The organism is Citrobacter sp. VF227, from assembly GCF_052950715.1.
Window position 1 is genome coordinate 19,013 of record NZ_JBRFVF010000013.1, and the last position, 26,393, is coordinate 45,405.

Annotated in this window: 22 protein-coding genes, 4 tRNA genes and 1 pseudogene; 21 read left to right on the forward strand and 6 right to left on the reverse strand. The window is 52.4% G+C overall.

Annotation, left to right across the window (positions count from 1 at the left end; translation table 11 throughout):
- Positions 1-6: 6 nt before the first annotated feature.
- Entirely contained in the window at positions 7-1,275 is a 1,269-nt protein-coding gene (gene rhlB / locus ACU8YC_RS22915) for an ATP-dependent RNA helicase RhlB (RefSeq protein ID WP_423390995.1), read from the reverse strand.
- A 143-nt stretch (positions 1,276-1,418) separates the two neighbouring features.
- On the opposite strand from rhlB, the gene trxA reads away from it, so the two are divergent.
- The 20 genes and pseudogenes from trxA to ACU8YC_RS23015 all read left to right on the forward strand — a co-directional run bounded on the left by trxA (position 1,419) and on the right by ACU8YC_RS23015 (position 18,572).
- Positions 1,419-1,748 carry a thioredoxin TrxA gene (trxA, locus tag ACU8YC_RS22920; RefSeq protein WP_001280776.1) on the forward strand — a complete coding sequence of 110 codons (330 nt, stop codon included), beginning with the start codon at positions 1,419-1,421 and terminating at the stop codon, positions 1,746-1,748.
- Between the two features lie 130 nt (positions 1,749-1,878).
- Positions 1,879-2,022 (forward strand): hypothetical protein, encoded by a 144-nt coding sequence (locus tag ACU8YC_RS22925; RefSeq protein ID WP_252839018.1) that lies wholly within the window; start codon positions 1,879-1,881, stop codon positions 2,020-2,022.
- 64 nt (positions 2,023-2,086) lie between these two features.
- Positions 2,087-3,346 (forward strand): transcription termination factor Rho, encoded by a 1,260-nt coding sequence (gene rho / locus ACU8YC_RS22930; RefSeq protein WP_002437993.1) that lies wholly within the window; start codon positions 2,087-2,089, stop codon positions 3,344-3,346.
- Between the two features lie 202 nt (positions 3,347-3,548).
- Positions 3,549-4,679 (forward strand): UDP-N-acetylglucosamine--undecaprenyl-phosphate N-acetylglucosaminephosphotransferase, encoded by a 1,131-nt coding sequence (wecA, locus tag ACU8YC_RS22935; protein ID WP_247605080.1) that lies wholly within the window; start codon positions 3,549-3,551, stop codon positions 4,677-4,679.
- Positions 4,680-4,691: 12 nt separating this feature from the next.
- Entirely contained in the window at positions 4,692-5,738 is a 1,047-nt protein-coding gene (gene wzzE / locus ACU8YC_RS22940) for an ECA polysaccharide chain length modulation protein (RefSeq protein ID WP_446895778.1), read from the forward strand.
- Between the two features lie 55 nt (positions 5,739-5,793).
- Positions 5,794-6,924: a non-hydrolyzing UDP-N-acetylglucosamine 2-epimerase gene (wecB, locus tag ACU8YC_RS22945; RefSeq protein WP_210905537.1), complete on the forward strand. Its 1,131-nt coding sequence runs from the start codon at positions 5,794-5,796 to the stop codon at positions 6,922-6,924.
- A complete protein-coding gene (gene wecC / locus ACU8YC_RS22950) occupies positions 6,921-8,183 on the forward strand; it encodes a UDP-N-acetyl-D-mannosamine dehydrogenase (RefSeq protein WP_151217265.1) in 1,263 nt (420 codons plus the stop codon). Before wecB ends, wecC begins: the two co-directional genes overlap by 4 nt.
- The gene (rffG, locus tag ACU8YC_RS22955) at positions 8,183-9,250 is read left to right on the forward strand and encodes a dTDP-glucose 4,6-dehydratase (protein ID WP_151225753.1); all 1,068 of its coding nucleotides are present in this window, start codon (positions 8,183-8,185) and stop codon (positions 9,248-9,250) included. The genes wecC and rffG overlap by 1 nt, the downstream gene beginning before the upstream one ends.
- 33 nt (positions 9,251-9,283) lie before the next feature.
- A complete protein-coding gene (gene rfbA, locus ACU8YC_RS22960; protein WP_151217262.1) occupies positions 9,284-10,165 on the forward strand; it encodes a glucose-1-phosphate thymidylyltransferase RfbA in 882 nt (293 codons plus the stop codon).
- The gene (rffC, locus tag ACU8YC_RS22965) at positions 10,143-10,820 is read left to right on the forward strand and encodes a dTDP-4-amino-4,6-dideoxy-D-galactose acyltransferase (protein ID WP_446895779.1); all 678 of its coding nucleotides are present in this window, start codon (positions 10,143-10,145) and stop codon (positions 10,818-10,820) included. The genes rfbA and rffC overlap by 23 nt, the downstream gene beginning before the upstream one ends.
- Positions 10,821-10,824: 4 nt before the next feature.
- The gene (gene rffA / locus ACU8YC_RS22970; protein WP_278238713.1) at positions 10,825-11,955 is read left to right on the forward strand and encodes a dTDP-4-amino-4,6-dideoxygalactose transaminase; all 1,131 of its coding nucleotides are present in this window, start codon (positions 10,825-10,827) and stop codon (positions 11,953-11,955) included.
- 1 nt (position 11,956) lies between these two features.
- On the forward strand, positions 11,957-13,207 hold the full coding sequence (gene wzxE, locus ACU8YC_RS22975; RefSeq protein WP_187260253.1) for a lipid III flippase WzxE: 1,251 nt from the start codon (positions 11,957-11,959) through the stop codon (positions 13,205-13,207).
- Complete coding sequence (locus ACU8YC_RS22980; RefSeq protein WP_151217257.1) at positions 13,204-14,283, forward strand: TDP-N-acetylfucosamine:lipid II N-acetylfucosaminyltransferase; 1,080 nt, start codon at positions 13,204-13,206, stop codon at positions 14,281-14,283. The genes wzxE and ACU8YC_RS22980 overlap by 4 nt, the downstream gene beginning before the upstream one ends.
- Positions 14,280-15,635, forward strand: a complete 1,356-nt coding sequence (gene wzyE, locus ACU8YC_RS22985) for an ECA oligosaccharide polymerase (protein WP_187254149.1) — start codon at positions 14,280-14,282, stop codon at positions 15,633-15,635. Before ACU8YC_RS22980 ends, wzyE begins: the two co-directional genes overlap by 4 nt.
- Positions 15,635-16,375, forward strand: a complete 741-nt coding sequence (gene wecG / locus ACU8YC_RS22990; protein WP_187254150.1) for a lipopolysaccharide N-acetylmannosaminouronosyltransferase — start codon at positions 15,635-15,637, stop codon at positions 16,373-16,375. The genes wzyE and wecG overlap by 1 nt, the downstream gene beginning before the upstream one ends.
- A 277-nt stretch (positions 16,376-16,652) precedes the next feature.
- Positions 16,653-18,037 (forward strand): annotated as a pseudogene (gene thrP, locus ACU8YC_RS22995) (bifunctional threonine/serine APC transporter ThrP).
- A 102-nt stretch (positions 18,038-18,139) separates the two neighbouring features.
- Positions 18,140-18,216, forward strand: a tRNA-Arg gene (locus ACU8YC_RS23000).
- A gap of 56 nt (positions 18,217-18,272) precedes the next feature.
- A tRNA-His gene (locus ACU8YC_RS23005) sits at positions 18,273-18,348 on the forward strand.
- A gap of 20 nt (positions 18,349-18,368) precedes the next feature.
- A tRNA-Leu gene (locus ACU8YC_RS23010) sits at positions 18,369-18,454 on the forward strand.
- Positions 18,455-18,495: 41 nt separating this feature from the next.
- Positions 18,496-18,572: transfer RNA gene (locus ACU8YC_RS23015), tRNA-Pro, on the forward strand.
- Positions 18,573-18,977: 405 nt separating this feature from the next.
- On the opposite strand, the gene hemY is transcribed toward ACU8YC_RS23015, so the two are convergent.
- Genes hemY through hemC form a run of 4 tightly spaced genes read right to left on the reverse strand, consistent with a single transcriptional unit; the run spans position 18,978 to position 23,055 of the window.
- Positions 18,978-20,177 carry a protoheme IX biogenesis protein HemY gene (gene hemY, locus ACU8YC_RS23020; RefSeq protein WP_446895781.1) on the reverse strand — a complete coding sequence of 400 codons (1,200 nt, stop codon included), beginning with the start codon at positions 20,175-20,177 and terminating at the stop codon, positions 18,978-18,980.
- A 2-nt stretch (positions 20,178-20,179) separates the two neighbouring features.
- Entirely contained in the window at positions 20,180-21,355 is a 1,176-nt protein-coding gene (gene hemX / locus ACU8YC_RS23025) for a uroporphyrinogen-III C-methyltransferase (RefSeq protein WP_151217253.1), read from the reverse strand.
- 21 nt (positions 21,356-21,376) lie between these two features.
- Positions 21,377-22,117: a uroporphyrinogen-III synthase gene (gene hemD / locus ACU8YC_RS23030; protein WP_151217251.1), complete on the reverse strand. Its 741-nt coding sequence runs from the start codon at positions 22,115-22,117 to the stop codon at positions 21,377-21,379.
- Positions 22,114-23,055 carry a hydroxymethylbilane synthase gene (gene hemC, locus ACU8YC_RS23035; RefSeq protein ID WP_151217250.1) on the reverse strand — a complete coding sequence of 314 codons (942 nt, stop codon included), beginning with the start codon at positions 23,053-23,055 and terminating at the stop codon, positions 22,114-22,116. The genes hemD and hemC overlap by 4 nt, the downstream gene beginning before the upstream one ends.
- Positions 23,056-23,446: 391 nt before the next feature.
- On the opposite strand from hemC, the gene cyaA reads away from it, so the two are divergent.
- Positions 23,447-25,993, forward strand: coding sequence for a class I adenylate cyclase (gene cyaA, locus ACU8YC_RS23040; RefSeq protein ID WP_040230071.1), 2,547 nt, complete (start codon positions 23,447-23,449; stop codon positions 25,991-25,993).
- A gap of 40 nt (positions 25,994-26,033) precedes the next feature.
- Here cyaA and cyaY read toward each other — a convergent pair whose 3' ends face one another.
- Positions 26,034-26,354: an iron donor protein CyaY gene (gene cyaY / locus ACU8YC_RS23045; RefSeq protein WP_151217248.1), complete on the reverse strand. Its 321-nt coding sequence runs from the start codon at positions 26,352-26,354 to the stop codon at positions 26,034-26,036.
- Positions 26,355-26,393: the final 39 nt, after the last annotated feature.

Here is a 26,393-nt window from a genome sequence, read left to right on the forward strand (position 1 = left end):
CTTACGTTAACCTGAACGACGACGATTACGCGGAGCACCACCGGTACGACGTGGGCTATTGCCAGTGCGTGGGCGCGTTAAACGTAACGGCTTCGGCAGATCGGTCATCAGCGCATCCGGGTTGTACTTACTAACCGGAATCGAGTGGCCAATATAGGTCTCGATAGCGGGTAAATTCAGCGCGTATTCTTCACAGGCCAGGCTGATCGAGTGACCGCTCGCGCCAGCACGGCCGGTACGACCGATACGGTGAACGTAATCTTCACAGTCATCCGGCAGGTCATAGTTGAATACATGCGTTACGGCTGGGATATGCAGACCGCGCGCGGCGACATCAGTCGCAACGAGAATATCCAGATCGCCACGAGTGAACTCATCAAGGATACGCAGACGTTTTTTCTGCGCTACGTCACCGGTCAGTAGACCAACGCGATGACCATCGGCGGCAAGACTACCCCAGATATCTTCACAACGATGCTTAGTGTTAGCAAAGACGATAGCGCGATCTGGCCACTCTTCTTCAATCAGCGTTTGTAGCAAACGCATTTTTTCTTCGTTGGAAGGATAGAAGAGTTCTTCTTTAATACGATGACCTGTCTTCTGTTCCGGTTCGACTTCAACGTACTCGGCGTTATTCATCTGTTCAAACGCCAGTTCGCGAACGCGGTAAGAGAGGGTTGCAGAAAACAGCATGTTCAGACGTTGGGTGGTTGGCGGCATACGACGGAACAGCCAACGGATATCTTTAATAAAGCCCAGATCGTACATACGATCTGCTTCATCCAGCACCACGACCTGAATCGCGCCCAGGTTAATGTGGTTCTGTTTTGCATAGTCGATAAGACGACCGGTCGTGCCGATAAGAATATCGACGCCGCTTTCCAGCACTTTCAGCTGTTTATCGTAACCGTCGCCGCCATAAGCCAGGCCTAATTTCAGACCGGTGGTCTGTGCCAGCGGCTCGGCGTCGGCGTGGATCTGCACGGCTAACTCACGCGTTGGCGCCATAATTAACGCACGCGGTTGGTTCACCTTGCGATCGTCAATCGCGGGATGAGAGAGAAGATAATGAAACGTTGACGTCAGGAACGCCATCGTTTTTCCGGTACCGGTTTGCGCCTGCCCTGCAACATCACGACCTGCCAGCGTTAGCGGCAGCGCGAGGGCCTGAATGGGCGTGCAGTTATGAAACCCTTTGTTTTCAAGGGCTTCGATCACCTTTGGGTGCAGGGCGAAGTCGGAAAACTTCTGTTCTGTTAAATGTGTTTTGCTCATAGTGTGGTAGAATATCAGCTTACTATTGCTTTACGAAAGCGTATCCGGTGAAATAAAGTCAACCTTTAGTTGGTTAATGCTACATCAACACGTCGTTGATTAAGGGTACACCAACGCACCAGGCTTATTCCTGTGGAGTTAATATGAGCGATAAAATTATTCACCTGACTGACGACAGTTTTGACACGGATGTACTCAAAGCGGACGGAGCTATCCTCGTTGATTTCTGGGCAGAGTGGTGCGGTCCGTGCAAAATGATCGCTCCAATTCTGGATGAAATCGCTGACGAATATCAGGGCAAATTGACGGTTGCTAAACTGAACATTGACCAAAACCCAGGCACCGCGCCGAAGTATGGTATCCGTGGCATCCCGACCCTGCTGCTGTTCAAAAACGGCGAAGTTGCGGCGACTAAAGTCGGCGCACTGTCCAAAGGTCAGTTGAAAGAATTCCTCGACGCTAATTTAGCGTAAGGAAGTCTCATGATCGGGCGACCATACTTCGAAATGATTCGGATGACTGGACGCCCGACTTGAGTCGTGCTAAGTTAGTGTTGACTTCGTATTAAACATACCTTATTAAGTTTGAATCTAGTTATATCCAATACTTCCCGTTGTTTCTCGCGCAGGAAGTGGACAGATTCCTGGCTTATCGCTCAATCCGTCTTGTCGTTTCAGTTCTGCGTACTTTCCTGTGACCAGACAGCGAACAGACATGAGTTTGATGGCCGTAAACAGGCATGGATGACCCTGCCATACCATTCACAACATTAAGTTCGAGATTTACCCCAAGTTTAAGAACTCACACCATTATGAATCTTACCGAATTAAAGAATACGCCGGTTTCTGAGCTGATCACTCTCGGCGAAAATATGGGCCTTGAAAACCTGGCTCGTATGCGCAAGCAGGACATTATTTTTGCCATCCTGAAGCAGCACGCAAAGAGTGGCGAAGATATCTTTGGTGACGGTGTGCTGGAGATATTGCAGGATGGATTTGGTTTCCTCCGCTCTGCAGACAGCTCCTACCTCGCCGGTCCTGATGACATCTACGTTTCTCCCAGCCAAATCCGCCGTTTCAACCTCCGCACTGGTGATACCATCTCTGGTAAGATTCGCCCGCCGAAAGAAGGTGAACGCTACTTTGCGCTGTTGAAAGTTAACGAAGTTAACTACGACAAACCAGAAAACGCCCGTAACAAAATCCTCTTTGAGAACTTAACGCCGCTGCACGCAAACTCTCGTCTGCGTATGGAACGTGGTAACGGTTCTACTGAAGACTTAACGGCGCGTGTACTGGATCTGGCATCGCCGATCGGTCGTGGCCAACGTGGTCTGATTGTTGCTCCGCCGAAAGCGGGTAAAACCATGCTGCTGCAGAACATCGCGCAGAGCATTGCTTACAACCATCCGGACTGTGTGCTGATGGTGCTGCTGATTGACGAACGTCCGGAAGAAGTGACCGAGATGCAGCGTCTGGTTAAAGGTGAAGTTGTGGCTTCTACCTTTGACGAACCAGCATCCCGTCACGTTCAGGTTGCGGAAATGGTTATCGAGAAGGCGAAACGCCTGGTTGAGCACAAGAAAGACGTTATCATTCTGCTCGACTCCATCACCCGCCTGGCGCGTGCGTACAACACCGTGGTTCCGGCTTCCGGTAAAGTGCTGACCGGTGGTGTTGATGCCAACGCCCTGCATCGTCCGAAGCGTTTCTTCGGTGCGGCGCGTAACGTGGAAGAGGGCGGTAGCCTGACCATCATCGCGACTGCGCTGATCGATACCGGCTCTAAAATGGATGAAGTTATCTACGAAGAGTTTAAAGGTACCGGCAACATGGAACTGCATCTCTCTCGTAAGATTGCTGAAAAACGCGTCTTCCCGGCTATCGACTACAACCGTTCCGGTACCCGTAAAGAAGAGTTGCTCACCACTCAGGAAGAGCTGCAGAAAATGTGGATCCTACGCAAAATCATCCATCCGATGGGTGAAATAGACGCAATGGAATTCCTCATTAACAAGCTGGCGATGACCAAGACCAATGACGACTTCTTCGATATGATGAAGCGTTCCTGATTCAGGCATCATCTGAAAACGCCACGTTTTTACGTGGCGTTTTGCTTTTACGATTCATCCTAACGTGCGGTCGGATAAAATCGTCATTATTATCGGCGCCATGTTGCGTCACAATGTTCGGCATGAATTACAAGAGGTAGGAAGTGTAATGTTTTAACCGCTCTCTTCAAGGAGCCGCCGTAACGCATTATACTTTAAGGAAATGATATATGCTGAGAACACATACACTGTGAATCTTCTTGCTGCACTATCTGAGCTAATTAGTATTTTTTTATTCACAACCATTTTCATTTTTTTGGCACGAAAAATAGCCATAAAAATAGGTTTAGTGGATAAGCCAAACTTCCGCAAAAGGCACCAGGGGATCGTTCCTTTAGTGGGCGGGATTTCTGTGTTCGCAGGAATCAATTTTATGTTTGGCCTTTCGGATTATTACATTCCGCATGCTCCGTTATACCTCTTTTGCGCTGGCGTCCTGGTACTGGTTGGCGCGCTCGACGATCGTTTTGACATAAGTGTAAAAATACGAGCTGTTGTCCAGGCTTTGATTGCTATTCTTATGATGGCAAAAGGAAATCTTTATTTAAGTAGCCTGGGGGGGATTTTTGGTCCTTGGGAGCTGGTGCTCGGTCCTTTTGGTTATTTCCTTACTTTGTTTGCCGTCTGGGCGGCGATTAACGCCTTCAATATGGTGGATGGGATCGATGGTCTGCTCGGTGGGCTATCCAGCGTGTCATTCGCCGCTATGGGACTTATTCTGTGGTTCGATGGCCAGACAAGCCTGGCTATCTGGTGTTTTGCCATGATCGCCGCCATTCTGCCTTACATCCTGCTGAACCTGGGTATTCTCGGACGCCGCTATAAAGTCTTTATGGGGGATGCGGGAAGTACGTTGATTGGCTTCACGGTGATTTGGATTCTGCTGGAGACGACCCAGGGGCCAACGCATCCTATTAGTCCGGTTACGGCCCTGTGGATTATTGCCATTCCGTTAATGGATATGGTGGCAATTATGTACCGTCGTTTACGCAAGGGGATGAGTCCTTTCTCAGCAGATCGTCAACACATACATCACTTGGTGATGCGCGCGGGGTTTACTTCCCGACAGGCATTTGTTCTGATTACGCTGGCTGCGGCGGTTTTGGCGTCTATTGGCGTGTTGGCTGAATATTTTCGCTTAGTCCCTGAATGGGCCATGTTGTTGCTTTTTTTACTGGCCTTTGGCCTCTACGGTTACTGTATCAAGCGCGCCTGGAAGGTAGCGAGATTTATCAAGCGAGTGAAGCGCAGATTGCGAAGAGTTCGTGAAGGCAAACCAGACTTAACCAAATAAAATGAGGGTACGATGACACAACCATTACCGGGGGAACACGCCGTGAGCGCTGAAAATGAACTGGACATCCGTGGGTTGTTTCGTACCTTGTGGGCTGGGAAGGTGTGGATCGTCGGTATGGCTCTCGCCTTTGCGATTTTCGCTTTAGCCTATACGTTTTTTGCGCGTCAGGAGTGGAGCGCCACGGCGATTTCAGACCGGCCAACGGTCAATATGTTAGGCGGTTTTTACTCTCAGCAGCAGTTTTTGCGTAACCTGGATATTAAGGCCAGTCTCGCTTCTGCGGACCAACCGTCGGTGATGGATGAAGCCTATAAAGAATTCATCATGCAACTTGCTTCCTGGGATACGCGTCGTGAATTCTGGCAGCAGACTGATTACTATAAGCAGCGCATGGTCGGTAACAGCAAGGCCGATGCGGCGATGCTGGATGAACTGATTAATAACATTCAGTTTATGCCTGGCGATGCGGTGCGTAATACCAACGACAGCGTGAAGCTGATTGCCGATACGGCGCCTGATGCTAACAATCTGCTGCGTCAGTACGTCGCGTTTGCCAGCCAGCGCGCGGCGCGTCATCTGAATGATGAGTTGAAGGGTGCCTGGGCTGCACGCACCGTGCAGATGAAGGCGCAGGTTAAACGTCAGGAGGAAGTGGCGAAATCGATCTTCTCCCGCCGTGTTCACAACATTGAGCAGGCGCTCAAAATTGCTGAACAGCATAATATTTCGCGTACTTCCACGGATATTCCTGCTGAAGAATTACCTGATTCTGAACTGTTTTTGCTTGGACGACCTATGCTGCAGGCTCGACTCGAGAACCTGCAATCTGTTGGTCCTGATTTCGATCTGGACTACTTCCAAAACCGAGCCATGCTTAACACACTGAACGTTGGGCCAACTCTGGATCCGCGTTTTCAGACCTATCGTTATTTGCGTACGCCGGAAGAACCGGTAAAACGTGACAGCCCTCGTCGTGCTTTCCTGATGATTATGTGGGGCATCGTTGGGGCTCTGATCGGTGCTGGTGTCGCGTTAACCCGCCGCCGCACGATTTAGCAATACCGTTGCAGTGAGGGGCTGGGCCCTCACTGCCAATCCGAAGAGAATCGATGTGAAAGTACTGACTGTATTTGGCACGCGACCGGAGGCTATCAAAATGGCACCTCTGGTTCATGCGCTGGCAAAAGATCCTGATTTTGAGGCGAAAGTTTGCGTCACGGCGCAGCATCGGCAGATGCTCGATCAAGTGTTGAACCTCTTTACCATTGTACCTGACTACGATCTCAATATTATGCAGCCAGGCCAGGGATTAACAGAAATTACCTGCCGAATACTGGAAGGGTTAAAGCCAATTCTGGCTGATTTTAAACCTGATGTGGTGTTGGTTCATGGTGATACCACAACGACCATTGCCACTAGTCTGGCTGCGTTCTATCAGCGCATCCCGGTGGGGCATGTAGAGGCTGGTTTACGTACTGGTGATCTCTACTCTCCCTGGCCGGAAGAGGCGAACCGTACGCTGACCGGGCGTCTGGCTATGTATCATTTTGCGCCAACAGAAAACTCGCGCCAAAATTTGTTACGGGAAGCTATTCCCGAAAATCGTATTTTCGTCACGGGCAATACGGTGATTGATGCGTTGATCTGGGTTCGCGACCGCGTACTGGCGAACGATGAATTGCGTGCTGAATTAGCAGAGCATTATCCTTTCCTGAGCTCTGATAAAAAGATGATCCTGGTGACCGGCCATCGTCGGGAAAGTTTTGGCCGCGGCTTTGAAAACATTTGCCACGCGCTGGCGGAAATTGCTGCGGCTAATCAGAATGTACAGATTGTCTATCCGGTACACCTCAACCCTAACGTTAGCGAGCCGGTTAATCGAATCTTAGGTCACGTTGAAAACGTGATTCTGATTGAACCGCAGGACTATATGCCATTCGTCTGGCTGATGAATCACGCCTGGCTGATCCTTACCGACTCCGGCGGGATTCAGGAAGAAGCGCCGTCTTTGGGGAAACCTGTGCTGGTAATGCGCGAAACGACGGAGCGTCCGGAGGCCATTACCGCTGGTACGGTACGTCTGGTGGGGACAGACCCGCAGCGTATTGTTGAAGAAGTCACGCGTTTGCTTCATAACGACGATGAATATCAAACCATGAGCCGCGCCCATAATCCGTATGGTGACGGGCAGGCATGTGACCGAATTTTACACGCGTTAAAAAATAATCGGATATCGCTATGAGTTTTACGACCATTTCTGTCATTGGGCTGGGTTATATCGGACTGCCAACGGCGGCTGCCTTTGCTTCCCGTCAAAAACATGTGATTGGCGTAGATGTAAATCAGCATGCGGTGGACACCATTAACCGCGGGGAAATTCACATCGTTGAGCCCGATCTGGGGGCGGTGGTGAAAACGGCGGTTGAAAACGGATTTCTGCGAGCGGTCACTACGCCCGTCGAAGCTGACGCTTATCTGATCGCCGTGCCGACTCCATTCAAGGGTGAGCATGATCCCGATATGGCCTACGTTGAAGCCGCGGCGAAGTCTCTTGCACCGGTGTTGAAAAAAGGCGCCCTGGTGATCCTTGAATCGACGTCACCCGTCGGGGCAACGGAACAGATGGCTGCATGGCTTGCAGAAATGCGGCCCGATCTGACTTTCCCGCAACAGGTTGGTGACCAGGCTGACGTCAATATTGCCTATTGCCCTGAACGCGTGCTGCCGGGTCAGGTGATGGTTGAGCTGATTAAAAACGACCGAGTGATTGGGGGCATGACCCCAGTCTGTTCTGCACGCGCCAGTGAGCTGTACAACATCTTCCTTGAAGGAGAATGTGTCGTGACCAACGCGCGCACAGCGGAAATGTGCAAGCTCACGGAAAATAGCTTCCGCGACGTCAATATCGCCTTCGCTAATGAACTATCGCTGATTTGCGCCGAACAGGGGATTAACGTCTGGGAACTGATTCGCCTGGCAAATCGTCATCCGCGTGTGAATATTTTGCAGCCTGGCCCGGGCGTAGGTGGGCACTGTATCGCGGTCGATCCGTGGTTTATCGTGGCGCAGAACCCGCAACAGGCGAAATTAATCCGCACTGCGCGTGAGGTCAATGATGGTAAGCCTCATTGGGTGGTCGAGCGTGTTAAGGCTGCCGTGGCCGACTGTTTGGCGGACACCAACAAACGCGCCAGCGAAGTGAAAATTGCCTGTTTTGGCCTGGCATTCAAACCGAATATTGATGATTTGCGTGAAAGCCCGGCGATGGGAATTGCGCAACATATCGCGCAATGGCACAAAGGTGAAACGCTGGTGGTGGAACCGAATATCCGTCAACTGCCGAAAAAACTGGATGGTCTTTGCCAGCTGGCGGCACTGGATGATGCGCTGGCAAGTGCCGATGTGTTAGTCATGCTGGTCGACCATAATGAATTTAAAGCCATTGAAGGCGATGCGGTACAACAGCAGTACGTGGTTGATACCAAAGGGGTCTGGCGCTAATGAAACGAATTCTGGTTACCGGTGGAGCGGGATTCATCGGCTCTGCAGTTGTACGGCATATCATTCATGAGACAAAGGATGCGGTGGTGGTGGTCGATAAGCTGACCTACGCCGGAAACCTGATGTCGCTGGAGCCGGTTGCACAGAATCCCCGTTTTGCCTTTGAGAAAGTGGATATCTGCGATCGGGCATCTCTCGACAGAGTGTTTCAACAATATCAGCCGGACTGTGTGATGCATCTGGCTGCAGAAAGCCATGTTGACCGCTCCATTGATGGGCCGGCCGCATTTATCGAAACTAACATTGTGGGAACTTACACGCTGTTAGAAGCGGCGCGCGCGTACTGGAGTGCATTAACCAGCGAGGAAAAAGCCGCATTTCGGTTCCACCATATCTCGACGGATGAGGTGTATGGTGATCTCCATTCTACCGATGATTTCTTCACAGAAACCACGCCGTATGCGCCGAGTAGCCCTTATTCTGCGTCGAAAGCCAGCAGCGATCATCTGGTCCGCGCCTGGCTGCGTACCTATGGTCTGCCAACGCTGATTACCAATTGTTCCAACAACTATGGTCCGTACCATTTCCCGGAAAAACTGATTCCGCTAATGATCCTCAACGGACTGGCGGGGAAACCGTTGCCGGTGTACGGCAATGGGCAACAAATCCGTGACTGGTTATATGTAGAAGATCATGCCAGGGCGCTCTGGTGTGTGGCGACGGCGGGCGTGGTTGGAGAAACCTATAATATTGGTGGTCATAACGAGCGTAAAAACCTGGATGTCGTCGAAACAGTTTGCAGCCTGTTGGAAGAGCTGGCGCCGCATAAACCGCAGGGCATTGCGCAGTACCGCGATTTGATCGCTTTTGTGGACGATCGCCCAGGTCATGATTTGCGTTACGCCATTGATGCTTCAAAAATAGCGCGTGAACTAGGTTGGATGCCGCAGGAAACGTTTGAAAGCGGAATGCGCAAAACCGTGCAGTGGTATCTGGATAATCAAGCATGGTGGAAACCCGTGCAGGACGGCAGTTACCAGGGCGAACGTTTAGGTCTGAAGGGCTAACAGCCTGGTTTTGGCTCCCGGAGGAGACAACGCATGAAAGGTATCATTCTGGCGGGTGGTTCAGGTACTCGCCTGTATCCCATCACGCGCGGCGTATCGAAGCAATTGTTACCCATTTACGATAAGCCGATGATTTACTACCCGCTATCGGTACTGATGCTGGCGGGAATTCGCGAAATCCTGATTATCACTACCCCGGAAGATAAAGGGTATTTCCAGCGTTTACTGGGTGATGGCTCTGAGTTCGGCATTGAATTGCAGTATGCTGAGCAGCCGAGCCCGGATGGATTAGCGCAGGCGTTTATTATCGGCGAAACGTTTCTTAACGGTGAACCATCGTGTCTGGTGTTAGGGGACAATATCTTCTTTGGTCAGGGATTTAGTCCAAAACTGCGTCATGTGGCTGCCCGAACGCAAGGCGCGACGGTGTTTGGCTATCAGGTGATGGATCCTGAACGTTTTGGTGTTGTTGAGTTTGACGAAAATTTTCGCGCAGTCTCACTGGAAGAGAAGCCGAAAGAACCGAAGTCTAACTGGGCGGTGACAGGACTCTATTTCTATGACAGTAAAGTGGTGGAATATGCAAAACGCGTAAAACCGTCTGAGCGTGGAGAACTGGAGATTACGTCCATTAACCAGATGTATCTTGATGACGGACACCTGACGGTAGAGTTGCTTGGGCGTGGTTTTGCCTGGCTGGATACCGGTACGCATGACAGTTTGATCGAAGCGAGTACTTTTGTGCAGACGGTAGAGAAACGCCAGGGCTTTAAAATAGCCTGTCTGGAAGAAATCGCCTGGCGTAACGGTTGGCTGGATGACGAAGGCGTGAAGCGTGCCGCCAGTTCACTGGCCAAAACGGGCTATGGCCAATATTTGTTGGAGCTGCTCCGTGCTCGTCCGCGCCAGTATTGAGCCGCTTAGCTGGGAAAATACGTTCTTTGGCGTCAATAGCGCCATTGTACGTTTTGACCAACATGCGCCGGTTCTGACTGCGAATGCGTTGCAGTCCTGGTCGCGGGTACAGGCAAAAATTCCTGCCGCAAATAGCCATGAATTAGATGGCTTACAGCAGTTGGGATTCTCACTGGTAGAAGGTGAAGTGGATTTTGTACTGCCGGTGACCTGTTTCAGCGGCAACCCCGGTGCGCAGGTCGCACAACCTGAGGATATCCCGGCATTACGCCAACTGGCAGGCCAGGCGTTTGCGCAAAGTCGTTTTCGCACTCCGTGGTATCCCGCAGATGCCAGTGCGCGTTTTTACGCGCAGTGGATCGAAAACGCGGTGCTTGGGACGTTCGATCATCAATGCCTCATTTTTCGTAAACCGACAGGTGAAATTCGTGGCTATGTCTCGCTGCGTGAACTGAATGCGACCGAGGCCCGAATTGGTCTGCTGGCCGGGCATGGTGTGGGCGCAGAACTGATGCAGGCGGCGCTTTGTTGGGCACAGGCTCGCGGTAAAACAACATTGCGCGTGGCGACCCAAATGGGCAACACCGCCGCGCTTAAACGTTACATACACAGTGGTGCGAATGTGGAAAGCACCGCGTATTGGTTATACAGGTGAAACGATGATTCCATTTAACGCACCGCCGGTGGTGGGAACTGAACTTGATTATATGCAGTCCGCGATGAACAGCGGCAAACTGTGTGGTGATGGCGGCTTTACCCGCCGCTGTCAGCAATGGTTGGAGCAGCATTTTGGCAGCGAGAAAGTGCTGCTGACACCCTCCTGTACCGCATCGCTTGAGATGGCGGCATTACTGCTGGATATCCAGCCTGGTGATGAAGTCATTATGCCAAGCTACACGTTTGTCTCCACGGCCAATGCCTTCGTGCTGCGCGGGGCAAAAATCGTCTTTGTTGATATCCGCCCGGATACCATGAACATGGACGAAACGCTGATTGAAGCGGCAATTACCGACAAAACCCGCGCGATTGTGCCAGTACATTACGCGGGCGTGGCCTGCGAAATGGATACCATTATGGCGCTGGCGACAAAGTACAACCTGTTTGTGGTGGAAGATGCCGCTCAGGGCGTCATGTCAACCTACAAAGGTCGGGCGCTGGGGACAATTGGTCACATTGGCTGCTTTAGCTTCCATGAAACCAAAAACTATACCGCAGGCGGTGAAGGTGGTGCGACGCTGATTAATGATAAAAAATTAGTCGAACGCGCAGAGATCATCCGTGAAAAAGGCACCAACCGCAGCCAGTTTTTCCGCGGTCAGGTAGACAAATATACCTGGCGTGATATCGGCTCCAGCTATCTGATGTCCGATCTGCAGGCCGCCTATCTGTGGGCGCAACTGGAAGCGGCGGACCGCATTAACCAGCAGCGTCTGGCGCTGTGGCAGAATTATTACGATGCCCTCGAACCGCTGGCGCGTGCCGGACGGATTGACCTGCCTTGTGTTCCGGAAAGCTGCGTGCAAAATGCCCATATGTTTTATATCAAGCTGCGCGATATCGATGATCGCACCGCGTTGATTAACTTCCTGAAAGAAGCCGAAATTATGGCGGTGTTCCACTATATCCCGCTGCATGATTGCCCGGCTGGCGATAAATATGGCGTGTTTGCCGGTGTTGATCGTTACACCACCAAAGAGAGCGAGCGCCTGCTGCGTTTACCGCTGTTCTATAACCTGTCACCGGTTAACCAGCGAACGGTAATTTCGACCTTACTCAACTATTTCGCCTGATATGTCGCTTGCAAAAGCGTCCTTGTGGACGGCGGCCAGTACGCTGGTAAAAATCGGTGCGGGTTTGCTGGTCGTGAAGCTGCTGGCAGTGTCATTTGGTCCGGCTGGCGTGGGGCAGGCGGGCAACTTCCGTCAGATGGTCACCGTGCTTGGCGTGTTAGCGGGGGCCGGCATTTTTAACGGCGTCACGAAATACGTTGCGCAGCACCATGATGACCCGGCACGATTGCGGAGGGTAGTCGGTACCTCTTCCGCAATGGTGTTGGGATTCTCTACCCTAATGGCGGTGATTTTTTTGCTGGCAGCCGCGCCTATCAGTCAGGGGTTATTTGGCCATACTCATTATCAGGGGCTGGTACGACTGGTTGCGCTGGTGCAGATGGGTATTGCATGGGCGAATCTACTGCTGGCGCTGATGAAGGGTTTCCGCGATGCGGCGGGTAACGCGCTGTCGCTAATTGTGGGTAGCCTGGTAGGCGTGGTGGCTTATTATGGCTGTTATCGCTTGGGTGGGTATGAGGGGGCCTTGCTGGGGCTGGCGCTGGTTCCTGCGCTGGTGGTTATCCCAGCAGCCATCATGCTGATTAAGCGTGGCACTATTCCTCTGCATTACCTGAAGCCCTCGTGGGATAACGGTCTGGCAGGGCAGCTAAGCAAGTTTACGCTGATGGCGCTGATTACCTCCATAACGCTACCTGTCGCATATGTGATGATGCGAAACCTGCTGGCGGCGCAGTACGGCTGGGATGATGTGGGGATCTGGCAAGGGGTAAGCAGTATTTCCGATGCTTACCTGCAATTTATCACCGCCTCATTTAGCGTTTACTTGCTGCCGACGTTGTCGCGTTTGACCGAAAAGCGCGACATTACACGCGAAGTGATCAAGTCGTTGAAGTTTGTGTTGCCGGCGGTTGCCGCCGCAAGCTTTAGCGTTTGGCTACTGCGTGACTTTGCTATCTGGCTGCTTTTCTCCGCTAAATTCACCGCGATGCGCGACCTGTTTGCCTGGCAACTGGTCGGCGATGTGCTGAAAGTGGGGGCGTATGTCTTTGGGTATCTGGTGATCGCGAAAGCGTCGCTGCGGTTTTATATTTTGGCTGAAATTAGCCAGTTCATATTATTGACGGCGTTTGCTCATTGGTTGATCCCTGCTCACGGTGCGCTGGGCGCGGCACAGGCGTATATGGCAACGTACATCGTCTATTTTTCTCTTTGTTGTGGCGTATTTTTACTCTGGCGTAGGCGGGCATGACTGTACTGATTCACGTTTTGGGATCGGATATCCCTCACCATAATCAAACCGTGCTGCGGTTTTTCAACGACTCGCTGGCCGCAACCAGCGAGCACGCGCGCTCGTTTATGGTTGCAGGTCCGGATGCGGGATTCAGTGAGAGCTGCCCGGCGTTATCGCTGAGTTTCTACAGCGGGAAAAAGGCGTTGGCTGAAGCGGTTATCGCGAAAGCAAAAGCGGATCGCCAACAGCGCTTCTTCTTCCACGGTCAGTTCAATACCAGCCTGTGGCTGGCGCTGCTGAGCGGGGGAATTAAACCGACGCAGTTTAACTGGCATATCTGGGGCGCAGATTTATACGAAGTCTCCAGTGGACTGAAATTCCGCCTGTTTTACCCGATTCGTCGCATGGCGCAGAACCGCGTGGGCTGCGTATTTGCCACGCGTGGTGACTTGAGCTATTTCGCCGGACAACATCCGCGTGTGCGTGGTGAGTTGCTCTATTTCCCAACGCGAATGGATCCCAGACTCAATAATATGAGCAGTGAATGTCAGCGTAGCGGCAAGATGACGGTGTTGGTTGGCAACTCAGGCGATCGCAGCAATGAGCATGTTGCCGCGCTACGCGCTGTTCATCAGCAGTTCGGCGACACGGTGAACGTGATTGTGCCGATGGGTTACCCCGCTAATAATACGGCCTACATCGATGAGGTTCGCCAGGCGGGGCTGGCATTATTTAGCGCTGATAATCTGCAAATTTTAAGTGAAAAACTGGAATTTGATGCCTATCTGGCATTATTGCGTCAGTGTGATTTGGGGTACTTCATTTTTGCCCGTCAGCAAGGGATCGGTACTCTGTGTTTGCTGATTCAGGCCGGTATTCCTTGCGTGCTGAACCGTGAAAATCCCTTCTGGCAGGATATGGTGGAGCAGAATCTCCCGGTGTTATTTACCACTGATGAGCTCAATGAAGACGTCGTACGCGAAGCGCAGCGCCAGTTGGCATCGGTAGATAAAAATACAATCACCTTCTTTAGCCCTAATTATCTGCAGCCGTGGCATAACGCGCTGCGCATTGCTTCAGGAGAAATCGTATGAGCCTGATGCAATTTAGCGGCCTGCTGGTGGTATGGTTGCTTTCCACCTTGTTTATCGCCACGCTGACCTGGTTCGAATTCCGTCGCGTACGTTTTAACTTCAACGTTTTCTTTTCGCTGCTGTTTTTGCTGACGTTCTTTTTTGGATTCCCGTTGACCAGCATCCTGGTGTTCCGTTTTGATGTGGCTGTCGCTCCACCGGAGATCTTGCTGCAGGCCTTGCTGTCAGCCGCCTGTTTCTATGCCGTCTACTATGTGACGTATAAAACGCGATTGCGTAAGCGAGTAGAGGGTAAGCCGCGCAGGCCGCTGTTTACTATTAACCGCGTTGAAGCCCATTTGACCTGGATTATCCTGATGGCGATTGCGTTGGTAAGCGTAGGCGTCTTCTTTATGAACAACGGATTCCTGCTGTTCAGACTGCAATCCTACAGCCAGATTTTTTCCAGCGAAGTCTCTGGGGTCGCTCTGAAGCGTTTCTTCTACTTCTTCATTCCGGCCATGCTGGTCGTCTATTTCCTGCGTCAGGACAGCAAAGCGTGGTTGTTCTTCCTGGTAAGCACTGTCGCGTTTGGTTTGCTGACCTATATGATTGTGGGCGGGACACGCGCCAATATCATTATTGCGTTTGCCATCTTCCTGTTTATCGGCATTATTCGCGGCTGGATTTCGCTGTGGATGCTGGCCGCTGCGGGTGTGTTGGGTATTGTCGGAATGTTCTGGCTTGCGCTGAAGCGCTACGGAATGAACGTCAGCGGAGATGAGGCGTTCTATACGTTCTTGTATCTTACGCGCGACACTTTCTCGCCGTGGGAGAATCTGGCGCTGTTGCTGCAAAATTACCACAATATTGAGTTCCAGGGGCTGGCGCCGATTGTTCGTGACTTCTATGTCTTTATCCCTTCCTGGCTGTGGCCAGGGCGGCCGAGTATTGTTCTCAACTCAGCGAACTACTTTACCTGGGAAGTGTTGAATAACCACTCGGGACTGGCGATTTCGCCGACGCTAATTGGTTCTCTGGTGGTGATGGGCGGGGCGCTGTTTATTCCGTTAGGCGCGATTGTCGTCGGGTTAATTATTAAATGGTTCGACTGGTTGTATGAGTTAGGCAATCGCGAAGCTAATCGCTATAAGGCGGCGATTCTGCACAGTTTCTGTTTTGGTGCCATTTTCAATATGATCGTTTTGGCACGTGAAGGACTGGATTCGTTTGTCTCACGAGTAGTCTTTTTCCTCGTGATTTTTGGCGTTTGTCTGCTGGTAGCAAAATTGCTGTTCTGGCTATTCGATAGTGCGGGACTCATCCATAAACGAATAAAATCGCTGCCCCGGACACAGATTGAAGGATCGTAATGACAGATAACACAACAGCGCCACTCTATTCGCTGCGCGGGCTACAACTGATTGGCTGGCGCGATATGCAGCATGCGCTAAATTACCTGTTTGCCGAGGGACATCTCAGGCAGGGGACACTGGTGGCGATCAACGCCGAGAAAATGCTGACGGCAGAAGATAACCCTGAAGTGCGGGAATTGATCAACGCCGCTGAGTTCAAATATGCGGATGGCATTAGCGTGGTGCGTTCAGTGCGCAAAAAATTCCCGCAGGCGCAGGTTTCACGCGTGGCGGGGGCTGATCTGTGGGAAGCGCTGATGGCGCGAGCCGGGCAGGAGGGAACGCCGGTATTCCTGATTGGCGGTAAGCCTGACGTTCTGGCGCAAACAGAAGCCAAACTGCGTGCGCAGTGGCGCGTGAACATAGTGGGTAGCCAGGACGGGTATTTTACCCCGGAGCAGCGTCAGGCGTTGTTTGAGCGTATCCACACCAGCGGTGCGCAAATTGTGACGGTGGCGATGGGCTCGCCGAAACAAGAGATCTTTATGCGTGATTGCCGCAAGACTCACCCAGAAGCGCTGTATATGGGCGTGGGTGGTACCTACGACGTCTTTACCGGTCACGTTAAGCGCGCACCTAAAATTTGGCAGAATCTGGGTCTGGAGTGGCTGTATCGCTTACTGTCGCAGCCAAGCCGCATCACTCGTCAACTGCGCTTATTGCGTTATCTCCGCTGGCACTATACCGGCAACCTCTGACACCTTCTCTTCTCTGATAAGTAGCGTTTTCTACTAATTACGCTACTTATTCACCACATTATCGCTGCTTTATCGCACAATCCATCTATTTTTTGAATGCTTTAATTGCCATTTAAGCGATTTTAGGAAACCATTCGCAACAATCATTCCAGTGCCGTGGAGTTTTGACGCCAACCGCTAAGCGGTCGGTGTCGTGTGGCCTGTTATGGCATAACAAGATGTACCCATAACGAGAACCGGTAATACCGGACAGCATGCAAACACAACAAGAGGATTTATGGCCGAGAACAAACCTGAGCTACAGCGTGGGCTGGAGGCTCGTCACATCGAATTAATTGCCCTTGGGGGCACTATTGGCGTCGGACTCTTTATGGGGGCTGCCAGTACCCTGAAATGGGCGGGGCCGTCGGTTCTGCTGGCATACATCGTGGCCGGGCTGTTCGTCTTTTTCATTATGCGTTCTATGGGGGAGATGTTATTCCTCGAGCCGGTTGCCGGTTCATTCGCTGTTTACGCCCATCGTTATATGAGCCCCTTCTTTGGTTATCTCACCGCCTGGTCATATTGGTTTATGTGGATGGCAGTGGGGATATCAGAGATTACCGCCATCGGGGTGTACGTCCAGTTCTGGTTCCCGGAAATGGCGCAATGGATACCCGCACTGATTGCTGTTGGACTGGTTGCGTTGGCAAACCTCGCCGCAGTTCGCTTGTATGGTGAAATTGAATTCTGGTTTGCCATGATCAAAGTGACCACCATCATTGTGATGATCGTCATTGGGTTAGGGGTGATTTTCTTCGGGTTTGGCAACGGTGGTCAGGCGATCGGTTTTGGCAACCTGACCGAGCATGGCGGCTTCTTTGCTGGTGGTTGGAAGGGCTTCCTGACGGCATTGTGTATTGTCGTGGCTTCTTACCAGGGCGTGGAGCTGATCGGCATTACTGCAGGTGAAGCGAAGAATCCACAGGTCACGCTGCGTAGCGCAGTAGGTAAAGTGCTGTGGCGTATCCTGATTTTCTACGTTGGGGCGATTTTTGTTATCGTCACTATTTTCCCGTGGAACGAGATTGGCAGCAACGGCAGTCCGTTTGTTCTCACCTTTGCCAAGATTGGTATTACCGCCGCGGCAGGGATTATTAACTTTGTGGTTCTGACTGCGGCGCTGTCGGGTTGTAACAGCGGGATGTACAGCTGCGGGCGCATGCTCTACGCACTGGCAAAGAATCGTCAGCTCCCCGCCGCTGTTGGAAAAGTTTCTCGCCATGGCGTACCGGTTGCCGGCGTAGCCATTTCTATCGCGATACTGCTGATTGGTTCGTGCCTGAACTACATTATTCCCAACCCGCAGCGCGTATTCGTTTATGTTTATAGCGCCAGCGTGCTACCGGGGATGGTGCCGTGGTTTGTGATCCTGATAAGCCAGCTGCGGTTCCGCCAGGCCCATAAAGCGGCGATCGCCAGTCATCCTTTCCGTTCGATTCTGTTCCCGTGGGCGAATTATTTGACGATGGCGTTCCTGATTTGCGTATTAATCGGCATGTACTTTAATGAAGATACCCGAATGTCACTGTTTGTTGGCATTGGCTTCTTACTGGCGGTGACACTCATTTATAAGGTTTTTGGCCTGAATCGTCATGGCACGCCCAAAAATTGCAGGAATAAGCGACAAAACGCACAAACCATGACCAAACGATAATTTATTTTAAAAAACCACTAGACAGCAGACCGAGACCTCCGTAATATCCAGCCCCGCAACGGCGCTAAGCGCCCGTAGCTCAGCTGGATAGAGCGCTGCCCTCCGGAGGCAGAGGTCTCAGGTTCGAATCCTGTCGGGCGCACCATTTAGTAAGGTGCCGGAGCTGCGGTGGTTTTAATACCGCGTAAAAGATTTGCAGTGGTGGCTATAGCTCAGTTGGTAGAGCCCTGGATTGTGATTCCAGTTGTCGTGGGTTCGAATCCCATTAGCCACCCCATTAATTTAAAGTTGTGAAATGCGAAGGTGGCGGAATTGGTAGACGCGCTAGCTTCAGGTGTTAGTGTCCTTAGGATGTGGGGGTTCGAGTCCCCCCCCTCGCACCACGACTTAAAGAATTGAACTAAAAATTCAAAAAGCAGTAAAACGGCGAGTAGCGCAGCTTGGTAGCGCAACTGGTTTGGGACCAGTGGGTCGGAGGTTCGAATCCTCTCTCGCCGACCAATTTTGAACCCCGCTTCGGCGGGGTTTTTTGTTTTCTGATTTTCCTTTCTCAGTCGTTATTCCCAAGAATTACCTGCTGTCTTAAAAAGTCCGAATACCTGGTTTTTGCAGTGCAATCGTGGCACGCGTTGTGCAATAATATACGGGTAGATGCTCATTCCATCTCTTATGTTCGCCATCTGGCCTCATAAACTCAGGAATGATGCAGAGCCGTTTACGGTGCTTATCGTCCACAGACAGATGTCGCGTAGCCTCATCAAACACCATGGACATAACGTTGAGTGAAGCACCCATTTATGTTGTCATACAGACCTGTTTAACGCCTGCTCCAAAAGAGCGGGCGTTTTTTTATTTATGCATCATTGAAAATGCCCGGTAGGCGAAGCGTCACCGGGCAATGGGGAATTACTGCGGGGGATTGTTGTTCTGCAGCGTCAGCATCAGGCCATCACGGCGCATGGTGGCGGCTTCTTCCGGTTGATGCAGTCTGTCCAGCGCGTCAGCAAGCCAGGCGTAGTCATAGGCATCCGGGCGCTGTTTGAGGGCTGCACGGAAGGCTAGCGTGGCTTCCTGCCATTCGCCATGCTTCATGAGCGACTGCCCCAGCGTGCTCCATAGCAACGAGCGATCGCCCACGGCTTTAATCTGCTGGCGCAACACTTTCTCTATCTGTTCCGGGTTATTGGTTTTCAGACGCGGGATCGGCAGCACCAGGCGATCGTCGTACTGACGTTTCAGGCCATCAATAATGACCTGCTGCGCCGTGTCGTGATCGTCACACTCAATCAGATGTTCAGCCATCGCTACCTGCAGGGCAACCTGATGACGGGTTTTACGGTTCTGATTTTTCCACCATGCGCGTAGCCCCTCGCTGCCCTGATCGGCGCGAACCTGATCCATCAGGCCAACCCATGCCTGCTGTTCCAGCATAGTGCGATGTTCGTCATCGCCCACGTGCGCTTTTGCCATGGATGGAATGATATCCAGTAACGAACTCCATGCGCCGGTACGAATGTAGGCCTGTTCAGCCAGACGCAGCACTTCCGGATGACGAGGTGTCACTTCCAGCAGTTTGTCCACGCTGTGGCGCGCGGCATGATTTTCATTACGCGCCAGCTGCAGGCGAACGCGAGCGATTTCAACCGGGATCGTATCATTGCCTGCCAGTTCGGCGGCACGCTCAAGGTGTTGGTTGGCACGCGCTTCGTCACCGCGCTGCTGAGCCGCTTCTGCCGCCAGCAGGTAATTCACTACCGGCTGTTCTGCATGATCGGCATTTTTCGACATCAGCTTCTCAACCTGCTGATAGTCACCTTCCGCCAGCTTGAGCAGCGCCTGTTCGGTCTGCTTACGGGCGCGACGACGTTTACGACCGACAAACCATCCGCGGGTATGCGCACCTGTGCGGAAAATTCGGCGCAGCAGCCATTCAATTGCAAACAGGACGACCATGGCGACGATCAGGATGATCGCCAGTCCCGTCACGCTGGTTTCGATATTGTAATTATCCGTCTGGATCAATACGTAGCCCTGATGACCGGCAATCATCGGACCAACAACGATCCCGGCAATCAGCAGCACAAAGAGCAATAATACTTTTAGCATCATTATTCTCCTTGCGGCGCAGTCGCCGGAGCGTCTGTTGCAGGCGCAGGTGCAGGTGCAACTGGCGCTGTGGCAGGTTGCGCCAGTAAATTACGTACGCGGGTCTGCATTAGCTTGTCGAGAAGAGCCTGGCTCTGCAGTGTTTCCGGGACATCCATACTGATGCTTTGTTGGCTCAGCTGGTCTACCTCTTCAAGGAAAGCTTTGGTCGTTGCATCATCGGTGTCGTAGTAGGCGCGCACCCAGGTAGAGACGTTTTCCAGCGCCTGACGCCAGGTTTCTTCCTGATGACGCGGCACAGCCTGGGCGGCCACTAACAGGCGTGAACGGATGTTTTCACGTAAATAAACGTCCTGGTTCGGTGCCAGCAGCGGGACGGCGGTTTCATCACGACGGCGAACGGTGATAAAGCTATCCATAAAGTTCTGCCAGCTTTTTTGCAGATTGATACGCCATTCGCTGATCGAGCTGGAAAGCTCGTTGCTGTCGGAGTCCATCGGCGAATCATCGGTGTCATTGTCGGCCAGACGCAGGTTATCAATCTGGTTTGCGAGCTGATTTACTTTGAGGATAATGCCGTCATAGTCGACCTGAGTCACCGCGGAGAGACTAGCGATATCATCGGTAATCGCGCGGCGGGCGGTAATCAGGCTCGGGTCGTTCATATCCGCCAGGCTGGCATCAGCGCTTTTCAGCAGCGCCGCGGCGGTGGTCACGTCCTGATCGCTCCATAATTTGCGACCGGCCAGTTTCACCAGGAAATCAGCCTGCGCCAGTAACCATGTTCCGGCATCGCTGCTGGAGATAGTGGCGACTTTTTGCTGGACTTCGTCAAGCTGTTTGACCAGAGCGGCCTGCTGGCGAGAGGCTTCATCCAGCTGCGTGGCCTGCTGTTTAATAATGCCTTCCAGCTCAGCTTTTTGGCTTTCCTGCGCTTTTTGCAGCGCCGTCAGTTGGTTTGCCAGCGCGTCGCTGGTTGCTGTCTGTGTTGTTGCCTGTTGTTTCCCCCAGCCGTACAGCCCAACGCCTGCTGCCAGCGCGATTGCAATCGCCACGGCGCTCAGAATCAGCGCCGTGCTGTTCTTACTCTTTTTTTCAGTATTGACTGGCTGTGACGTGGTTTCCACGGCCTCCCTGGTCTCTTCAACCACGGCGGAGGATTTTTCTTGTTCCGTCATTATGGCATCCCATTATGAGAGTTATTGTAATGCGCGTAACAGCGCATCGTTGTCGGCGTTATCAGCGACCTTAATATCTTGCCAGCCCAGTTCCCGGGCGAGGTGCGCCAGACGCTCACTGACGACCAGCAGCCGACAGCGTAGTAACCAGTGCTCACGATACCATTGAGGAATGAGCGACCAGAGCTGTTGTAGCATCTCTCCGCTGGTGACAACCAGCGTGGTCACGCCACGAGATTGCCAGCGCATCGCTTCTTCCGCGCCATCGTAGTGTTTTGCACTGCGTTGATAACATTCACAAAAATCGACATCAGCTCCACGTGCCGTCAGGGTTTCACCTATCAGCTCGCGACCACCGTTGCCGCGTAAAATAAGCGCGCGTTTTCCCGCAATATTTTGTAATTCAGGTAATTGTAGCAAGACTTCGCTAATTTCCCGATCCAGAGGGTAGTGAATATTGCAGCTGCTAACGGTATGCAGTGCCAGCGCCGTTGTGCGGCCAATAGCAAAATAATGCGGAAGGGAGGGCCAACTTTTCCCTTGCTGCTGAAGCTCGGCATCAGCAAAGGTGACGGCGTGCTGTGAGAGTGCGAAGACCAGATCGTTTTCCGTCAGCGCTGACAGTCGGGAAGCAAGCATCGCCAGTTCCCGACCCGGTGAAAACTCGATGAGCGGAAAACTCCAGGCCACCTGCCCCAGTGTGCGCAGACGGCTCACTAACTCTTCCCCAGCGGGAGACGGGCGGGTGACCAGAATACTCATGCGGGGGCTTCTCCGTTGTAAACTTCAGCCAAAATGGCACGCGCACCGTTCTCCAGTAGCTCTTCAGCCAGAGAGATGCCCATCTGTTCAGCATCCTGCGCGGCACCGCGACGTTCTCCACATACCATCTGCGAACCATCAGGTGCGCCAACCAGCGCCCGCAGCCAAATCTCACCGTTAATGACCTCGGCATAACTGCCGATAGGTACCTGACATCCTCCTTCCAGGCGGGTGTTCATGGCGCGTTCGGCTTTGACGCGTAGCGCTGTCTCTTCATGATTGAGCGGCGCTAACAGCGCCTGAGTGCGCATATCATCCAGTCGACATTCTATGCCAACTGCGCCTTGCCCGACAGCTGGCAGAGAGACTTCCGGCGGCAGAGCGGTACGGACGCGCGACTCAAGACCTAAACGTTTTAATCCGGCGACCGCCAGAATAATCGCGTCATAATCACCGTTATCCAGTTTGCCGAGACGTGTGCCTACATTACCGCGCAACGAACGGATGATGAGGTCCGGACGGCGTTTGGCCAACTGGCACTGACGGCGCAAACTGGATGTCCCGACGATGCTGCCAGCCGGGAGTTCATCCAGCGTGTTGTACTTATTGGAGACGAAAGCATCACGCGGATCTTCTCGCTCGCAAATGGTGACCAGTCCAAGACCGTCAGGGAATTCAACCGGCACATCCTTCATGGAGTGCACGGCGATATCGGCGCGTTTTTCCAGCAGCGCGACTTCCAGCTCTTTAACAAACAGCCCTTTCCCCCCGACCTTCGCCAGCGGAGTATCAAGGATCACATCGCCACGGGTTACCATAGGAACCAGTTCCACGATCAGACCGGGGTGGTTTGCCATTAAGGCGTCTTTGACATAATGTGCCTGCCAGAGCGCAAGGGGGCTTTGGCGTGTGGCAATTCTCAAAACATTGTCTAACATGCTTGTTACCGTCATTATCAATCATTGACCATCCTAACATCCTTATCAAAGGGATGTCAGCGTTACGCTCAAACGTAAGTGAGAGGAAAAGGCGCTGCATCATCACTGTCAGTGAAGAATGACGAGAAAAACCTCCCGACCGTATGAAGGAATTTACACGTAACGAACGGTGCTACACTTGTATGTAGCGCATCTTTCTTTACGGTCAATGAGCAAGGTGTTAAATTGATCACGTTTTAGACCATTTTTTCATCTGTAACTAATAAAAGTGCAGGTGAAAAAGGTAACGGTTATTTTTGACATACGGTTTATCCGGATTGATGACGAGGGTGGTAAGCGTTTGCGCCGCCGCTATCGACGCCATGACGGATGCAACATCAGGCGATACGTCTTGTACCTCTATATTGAGACTCTGAAACAGAGACTGGATGCCATAAATCAACTGCGTGTGGATCGCGCGCTTGCTGCCATGGGACCTGCTTTCCAGCAGGTATACAGTCTGCTGCCGACATTATTGCACTACCACCATCCGCTGATGCCGGGTTACCTTGATGGTAACGTTCCCAAAGGCATATGCCTTTACACGCCTGATGAAACCCAACGCCACTACCTGAACGAGTTGGAACTGTACCGCGGCATGTCGCCGCAGGACCCGCCGAAGGGCGAACTGCCGATCACCGGCGTTTACTCGATGGGCAGTACCTCTTCGGTAGGGCAAAGCTGTTCGTCTGACCTTGATATCTGGGTCTGCCATCAATCCTGGCTGGATAGCGAAGAGCGCCAACTGCTGCAGCGTAAATGTAGCCTGCTGGAAAGCTGGGCGGCCTCGCTGGGCGTGGAAGTCAGTTTCTTCCTGATTGACGAAAACCGTTTCCGTCACAATGAAAGCGGCAGTCTGGGTGGGGAAGACTGTGGCTCGACGCAGCATATCCTGTTGCTGGATGAATTCTATCGCACCGCTGTGCGCCTCGCGGGTAAACGTATTCTGTGGAATATGGTACCGGGCGACGAAGAAGAGCATTACGACGATTACGTCATGACGCTCTACGCACAAGGGGTGCTAACGCCAAACGAATGGCTGGATCTCGGCGGGCTCAGTTCGCTCTCTGCCGAAGAGTATTTCGGCGCCAGCCTTTGGCAGTTGTACAAGAGTATCGACTCTCCGTACAAAGCAGTGCTGAAAACGCTGCTGCTGGAGGCGTATTCCTGGGAATACCCCAATCCACGCCTGTTGGCGAAAGATATTAAACAGCGCTTGCACGATGGTGAGATCGTCTCATTTGGTCTCGACCCTTACTGCATGATGCTGGAGCGTGTAACCGAATACCTTACGGCGATCGAAGACCCGACACGTCTGGATTTAGTGCGTCGATGTTTCTACTTAAAAGTGTGTGAGAAACTGAGCCGTGAGCGCGCCTGCGTGGGCTGGCGCCGTGAAGTATTAAGTCAATTAGTGACAGAGTGGGGCTGGGATGATGCCCGTCTGACCATGCTGGATAACCGCGCTAACTGGAAGATTGACCAGGTGCGTGAAGCGCATAACGAACTGCTCGATGCGATGATGCAGAGCTATCGTAACCTGATCCGCTTTGCACGGCGTAATAACCTCAGCGTCAGCGCCAGCCCGCAAGATATCGGCGTGCTGACCCGTAAGCTGTATGCCGCGTTTGAAGCGTTGCCGGGTAAAGTCACGCTGGTGAACCCGCAGATATCTCCAGACCTCTCGGAACCGAATCTGACCTTTATCCATGTGCCTCCGGGTCGTGCCAACCGTTCGGGGTGGTATCTTTACAACCGAGCGCCGAACATGGACTCGATCATCAGCCATCAGCCACTGGAATATAACCGCTATCTCAACAAGCTGGTGGCGTGGGCCTGGTTTAATGGCCTGCTGACCTCGCGTACGCATCTATTTATTAAGGGTAACGGCATCGTTGATTTGCCGAAGCTGCAGGAAATGGTCGCCGATGTGTCGCACCACTTCCCGCTGCGTTTACCAGCGCCAACGCCGAAAGCGCTTTATAGTCCGTGCGAAATTCGGCATCTGGCAATTATCGTTAACCTCGAATATGACCCGACGGCGGCATTTCGCAATCAGGTGGTGCATTTTGATTTCCGTAAGCTGGACGTCTTCAGTTTTGGCGAAGAGCAAAATTGCCTGGTCGGTAGCGTAGACCTGCTGTATCGCAACTCGTGGAATGAGGTGCGTACGCTGCACTTCAACGGCGAGCAGGCGATGATTGAAGCGTTAAAAACGATTCTGGGCAAAATGCATCAGGATGCCGCGCCGCCGGATAGCGTCGAGGTCTTCTGCTATAGCCAGCATCTGCGCGGGTTAATTCGTACTCGCGTACAGCAACTGGTGTCTGAGTGCATCGAATTACGCCTCTCCAGTACCCGTCAGGAAACTGGACGCTTCAAAGCGCTGCGTGTTTCCGGTCAGACGTGGGGGCTGTTCTTCGAACGTCTGAACGTCTCGGTACAGAAGCTGGAAAACGCGATTGAATTCTATGGTGCGATTTCACATAACAAACTGCACGGACTTTCCGTTCAGGTTGAGACTAACCATGTGAAACTTCCGTCGGTAGTGGACGGGTTTGCCAGCGAAGGGATCATTCAGTTCTTTTTCGAAGAAACGGGTGATGAGCAGGGCTTTAATATCTACATTCTGGACGAGAGTAACCGGGCCGAGGTGTATCACCACTGCGAAGGCAGCAAAGAGGAACTGGTACGCGACGTCAGCCGTTTCTACTCATCGTCGCACGATCGCTTCACCTATGGCTCAAGCTTTATCAACTTTAACCTGCCGCAGTTCTACCAGATTGTGAAAACCGACGGGCGCGCGCAGGTAATTCCGTTCCGTACCCAGCCGATTAGCGCTGTTCCGCCCGTCAATCAGGACAACGACGCGCCGCAGTTGCAGCAGTATTTTTCCTGAACATGATGCCGGATAAGCGAAGCGCATCCGGCAATCACACTTAGCGGAAGCTCACTTCTTCACCTGCCTGCTGTGTTGCCGCCTGTTCCAGCAGATCCCAGAACGTTTCGCCGCTACGATCGCAGATCCACTCGTCGCCTTTCAGGTCAAAGTGGTAGCCGCCCTGCTTGGTTGCCAGCCACACCTGGTGCAGCGGCTCCTGGCGGTTAATAATAATTTTGCTGCCGTTTTCGAAGCTGAGGGTCAGCACGCCGCCGTTGATTTCACAATCGATATCGCTGTCGCCGTCCCAGTCGTCCAGACGCTCTTCAATGGTCATCCACAGGGTGTCAGCAAGGCGATGAAATTCACTGTCGTTCATTTTCTTATCCTGTTTTTCGTGATGACGGCAGTATAACCT

Coding starts and splice junctions, on each gene's coding strand:
- ACU8YC_RS22980 (WP_151217257.1), top strand. CDS start 13,204: ATGACTGTACTGATTCACGTTTTGGGATCGGATATCCCTCACCATAAT.
- rfbA (WP_151217262.1), top strand. CDS start 9,284: ATGAAAGGTATCATTCTGGCGGGTGGTTCAGGTACTCGCCTGTATCCC.
- rho (WP_002437993.1), top strand. CDS start 2,087: ATGAATCTTACCGAATTAAAGAATACGCCGGTTTCTGAGCTGATCACT.
- trxA (WP_001280776.1), top strand. CDS start 1,419: ATGAGCGATAAAATTATTCACCTGACTGACGACAGTTTTGACACGGAT.
- cyaY (WP_151217248.1), bottom strand. CDS start 26,354: ATGAACGACAGTGAATTTCATCGCCTTGCTGACACCCTGTGGATGACC.
- wzyE (WP_187254149.1), top strand. CDS start 14,280: ATGAGCCTGATGCAATTTAGCGGCCTGCTGGTGGTATGGTTGCTTTCC.
- wecA (WP_247605080.1), top strand. CDS start 3,549: ATGATATATGCTGAGAACACATACACTGTGAATCTTCTTGCTGCACTA.
- wecC (WP_151217265.1), top strand. CDS start 6,921: ATGAGTTTTACGACCATTTCTGTCATTGGGCTGGGTTATATCGGACTG.
- wzxE (WP_187260253.1), top strand. CDS start 11,957: ATGTCGCTTGCAAAAGCGTCCTTGTGGACGGCGGCCAGTACGCTGGTA.
- wzzE (WP_446895778.1), top strand. CDS start 4,692: ATGACACAACCATTACCGGGGGAACACGCCGTGAGCGCTGAAAATGAA.
- rhlB (WP_423390995.1), bottom strand. CDS start 1,275: ATGAGCAAAACACATTTAACAGAACAGAAGTTTTCCGACTTCGCCCTG.
- rffG (WP_151225753.1), top strand. CDS start 8,183: ATGAAACGAATTCTGGTTACCGGTGGAGCGGGATTCATCGGCTCTGCA.
- hemD (WP_151217251.1), bottom strand. CDS start 22,117: ATGAGTATTCTGGTCACCCGCCCGTCTCCCGCTGGGGAAGAGTTAGTG.
- hemC (WP_151217250.1), bottom strand. CDS start 23,055: ATGTTAGACAATGTTTTGAGAATTGCCACACGCCAAAGCCCCCTTGCG.
- rffA (WP_278238713.1), top strand. CDS start 10,825: ATGATTCCATTTAACGCACCGCCGGTGGTGGGAACTGAACTTGATTAT.
- hemX (WP_151217253.1), bottom strand. CDS start 21,355: ATGACGGAACAAGAAAAATCCTCCGCCGTGGTTGAAGAGACCAGGGAG.
- hemY (WP_446895781.1), bottom strand. CDS start 20,177: ATGCTAAAAGTATTATTGCTCTTTGTGCTGCTGATTGCCGGGATCGTT.
- wecG (WP_187254150.1), top strand. CDS start 15,635: ATGACAGATAACACAACAGCGCCACTCTATTCGCTGCGCGGGCTACAA.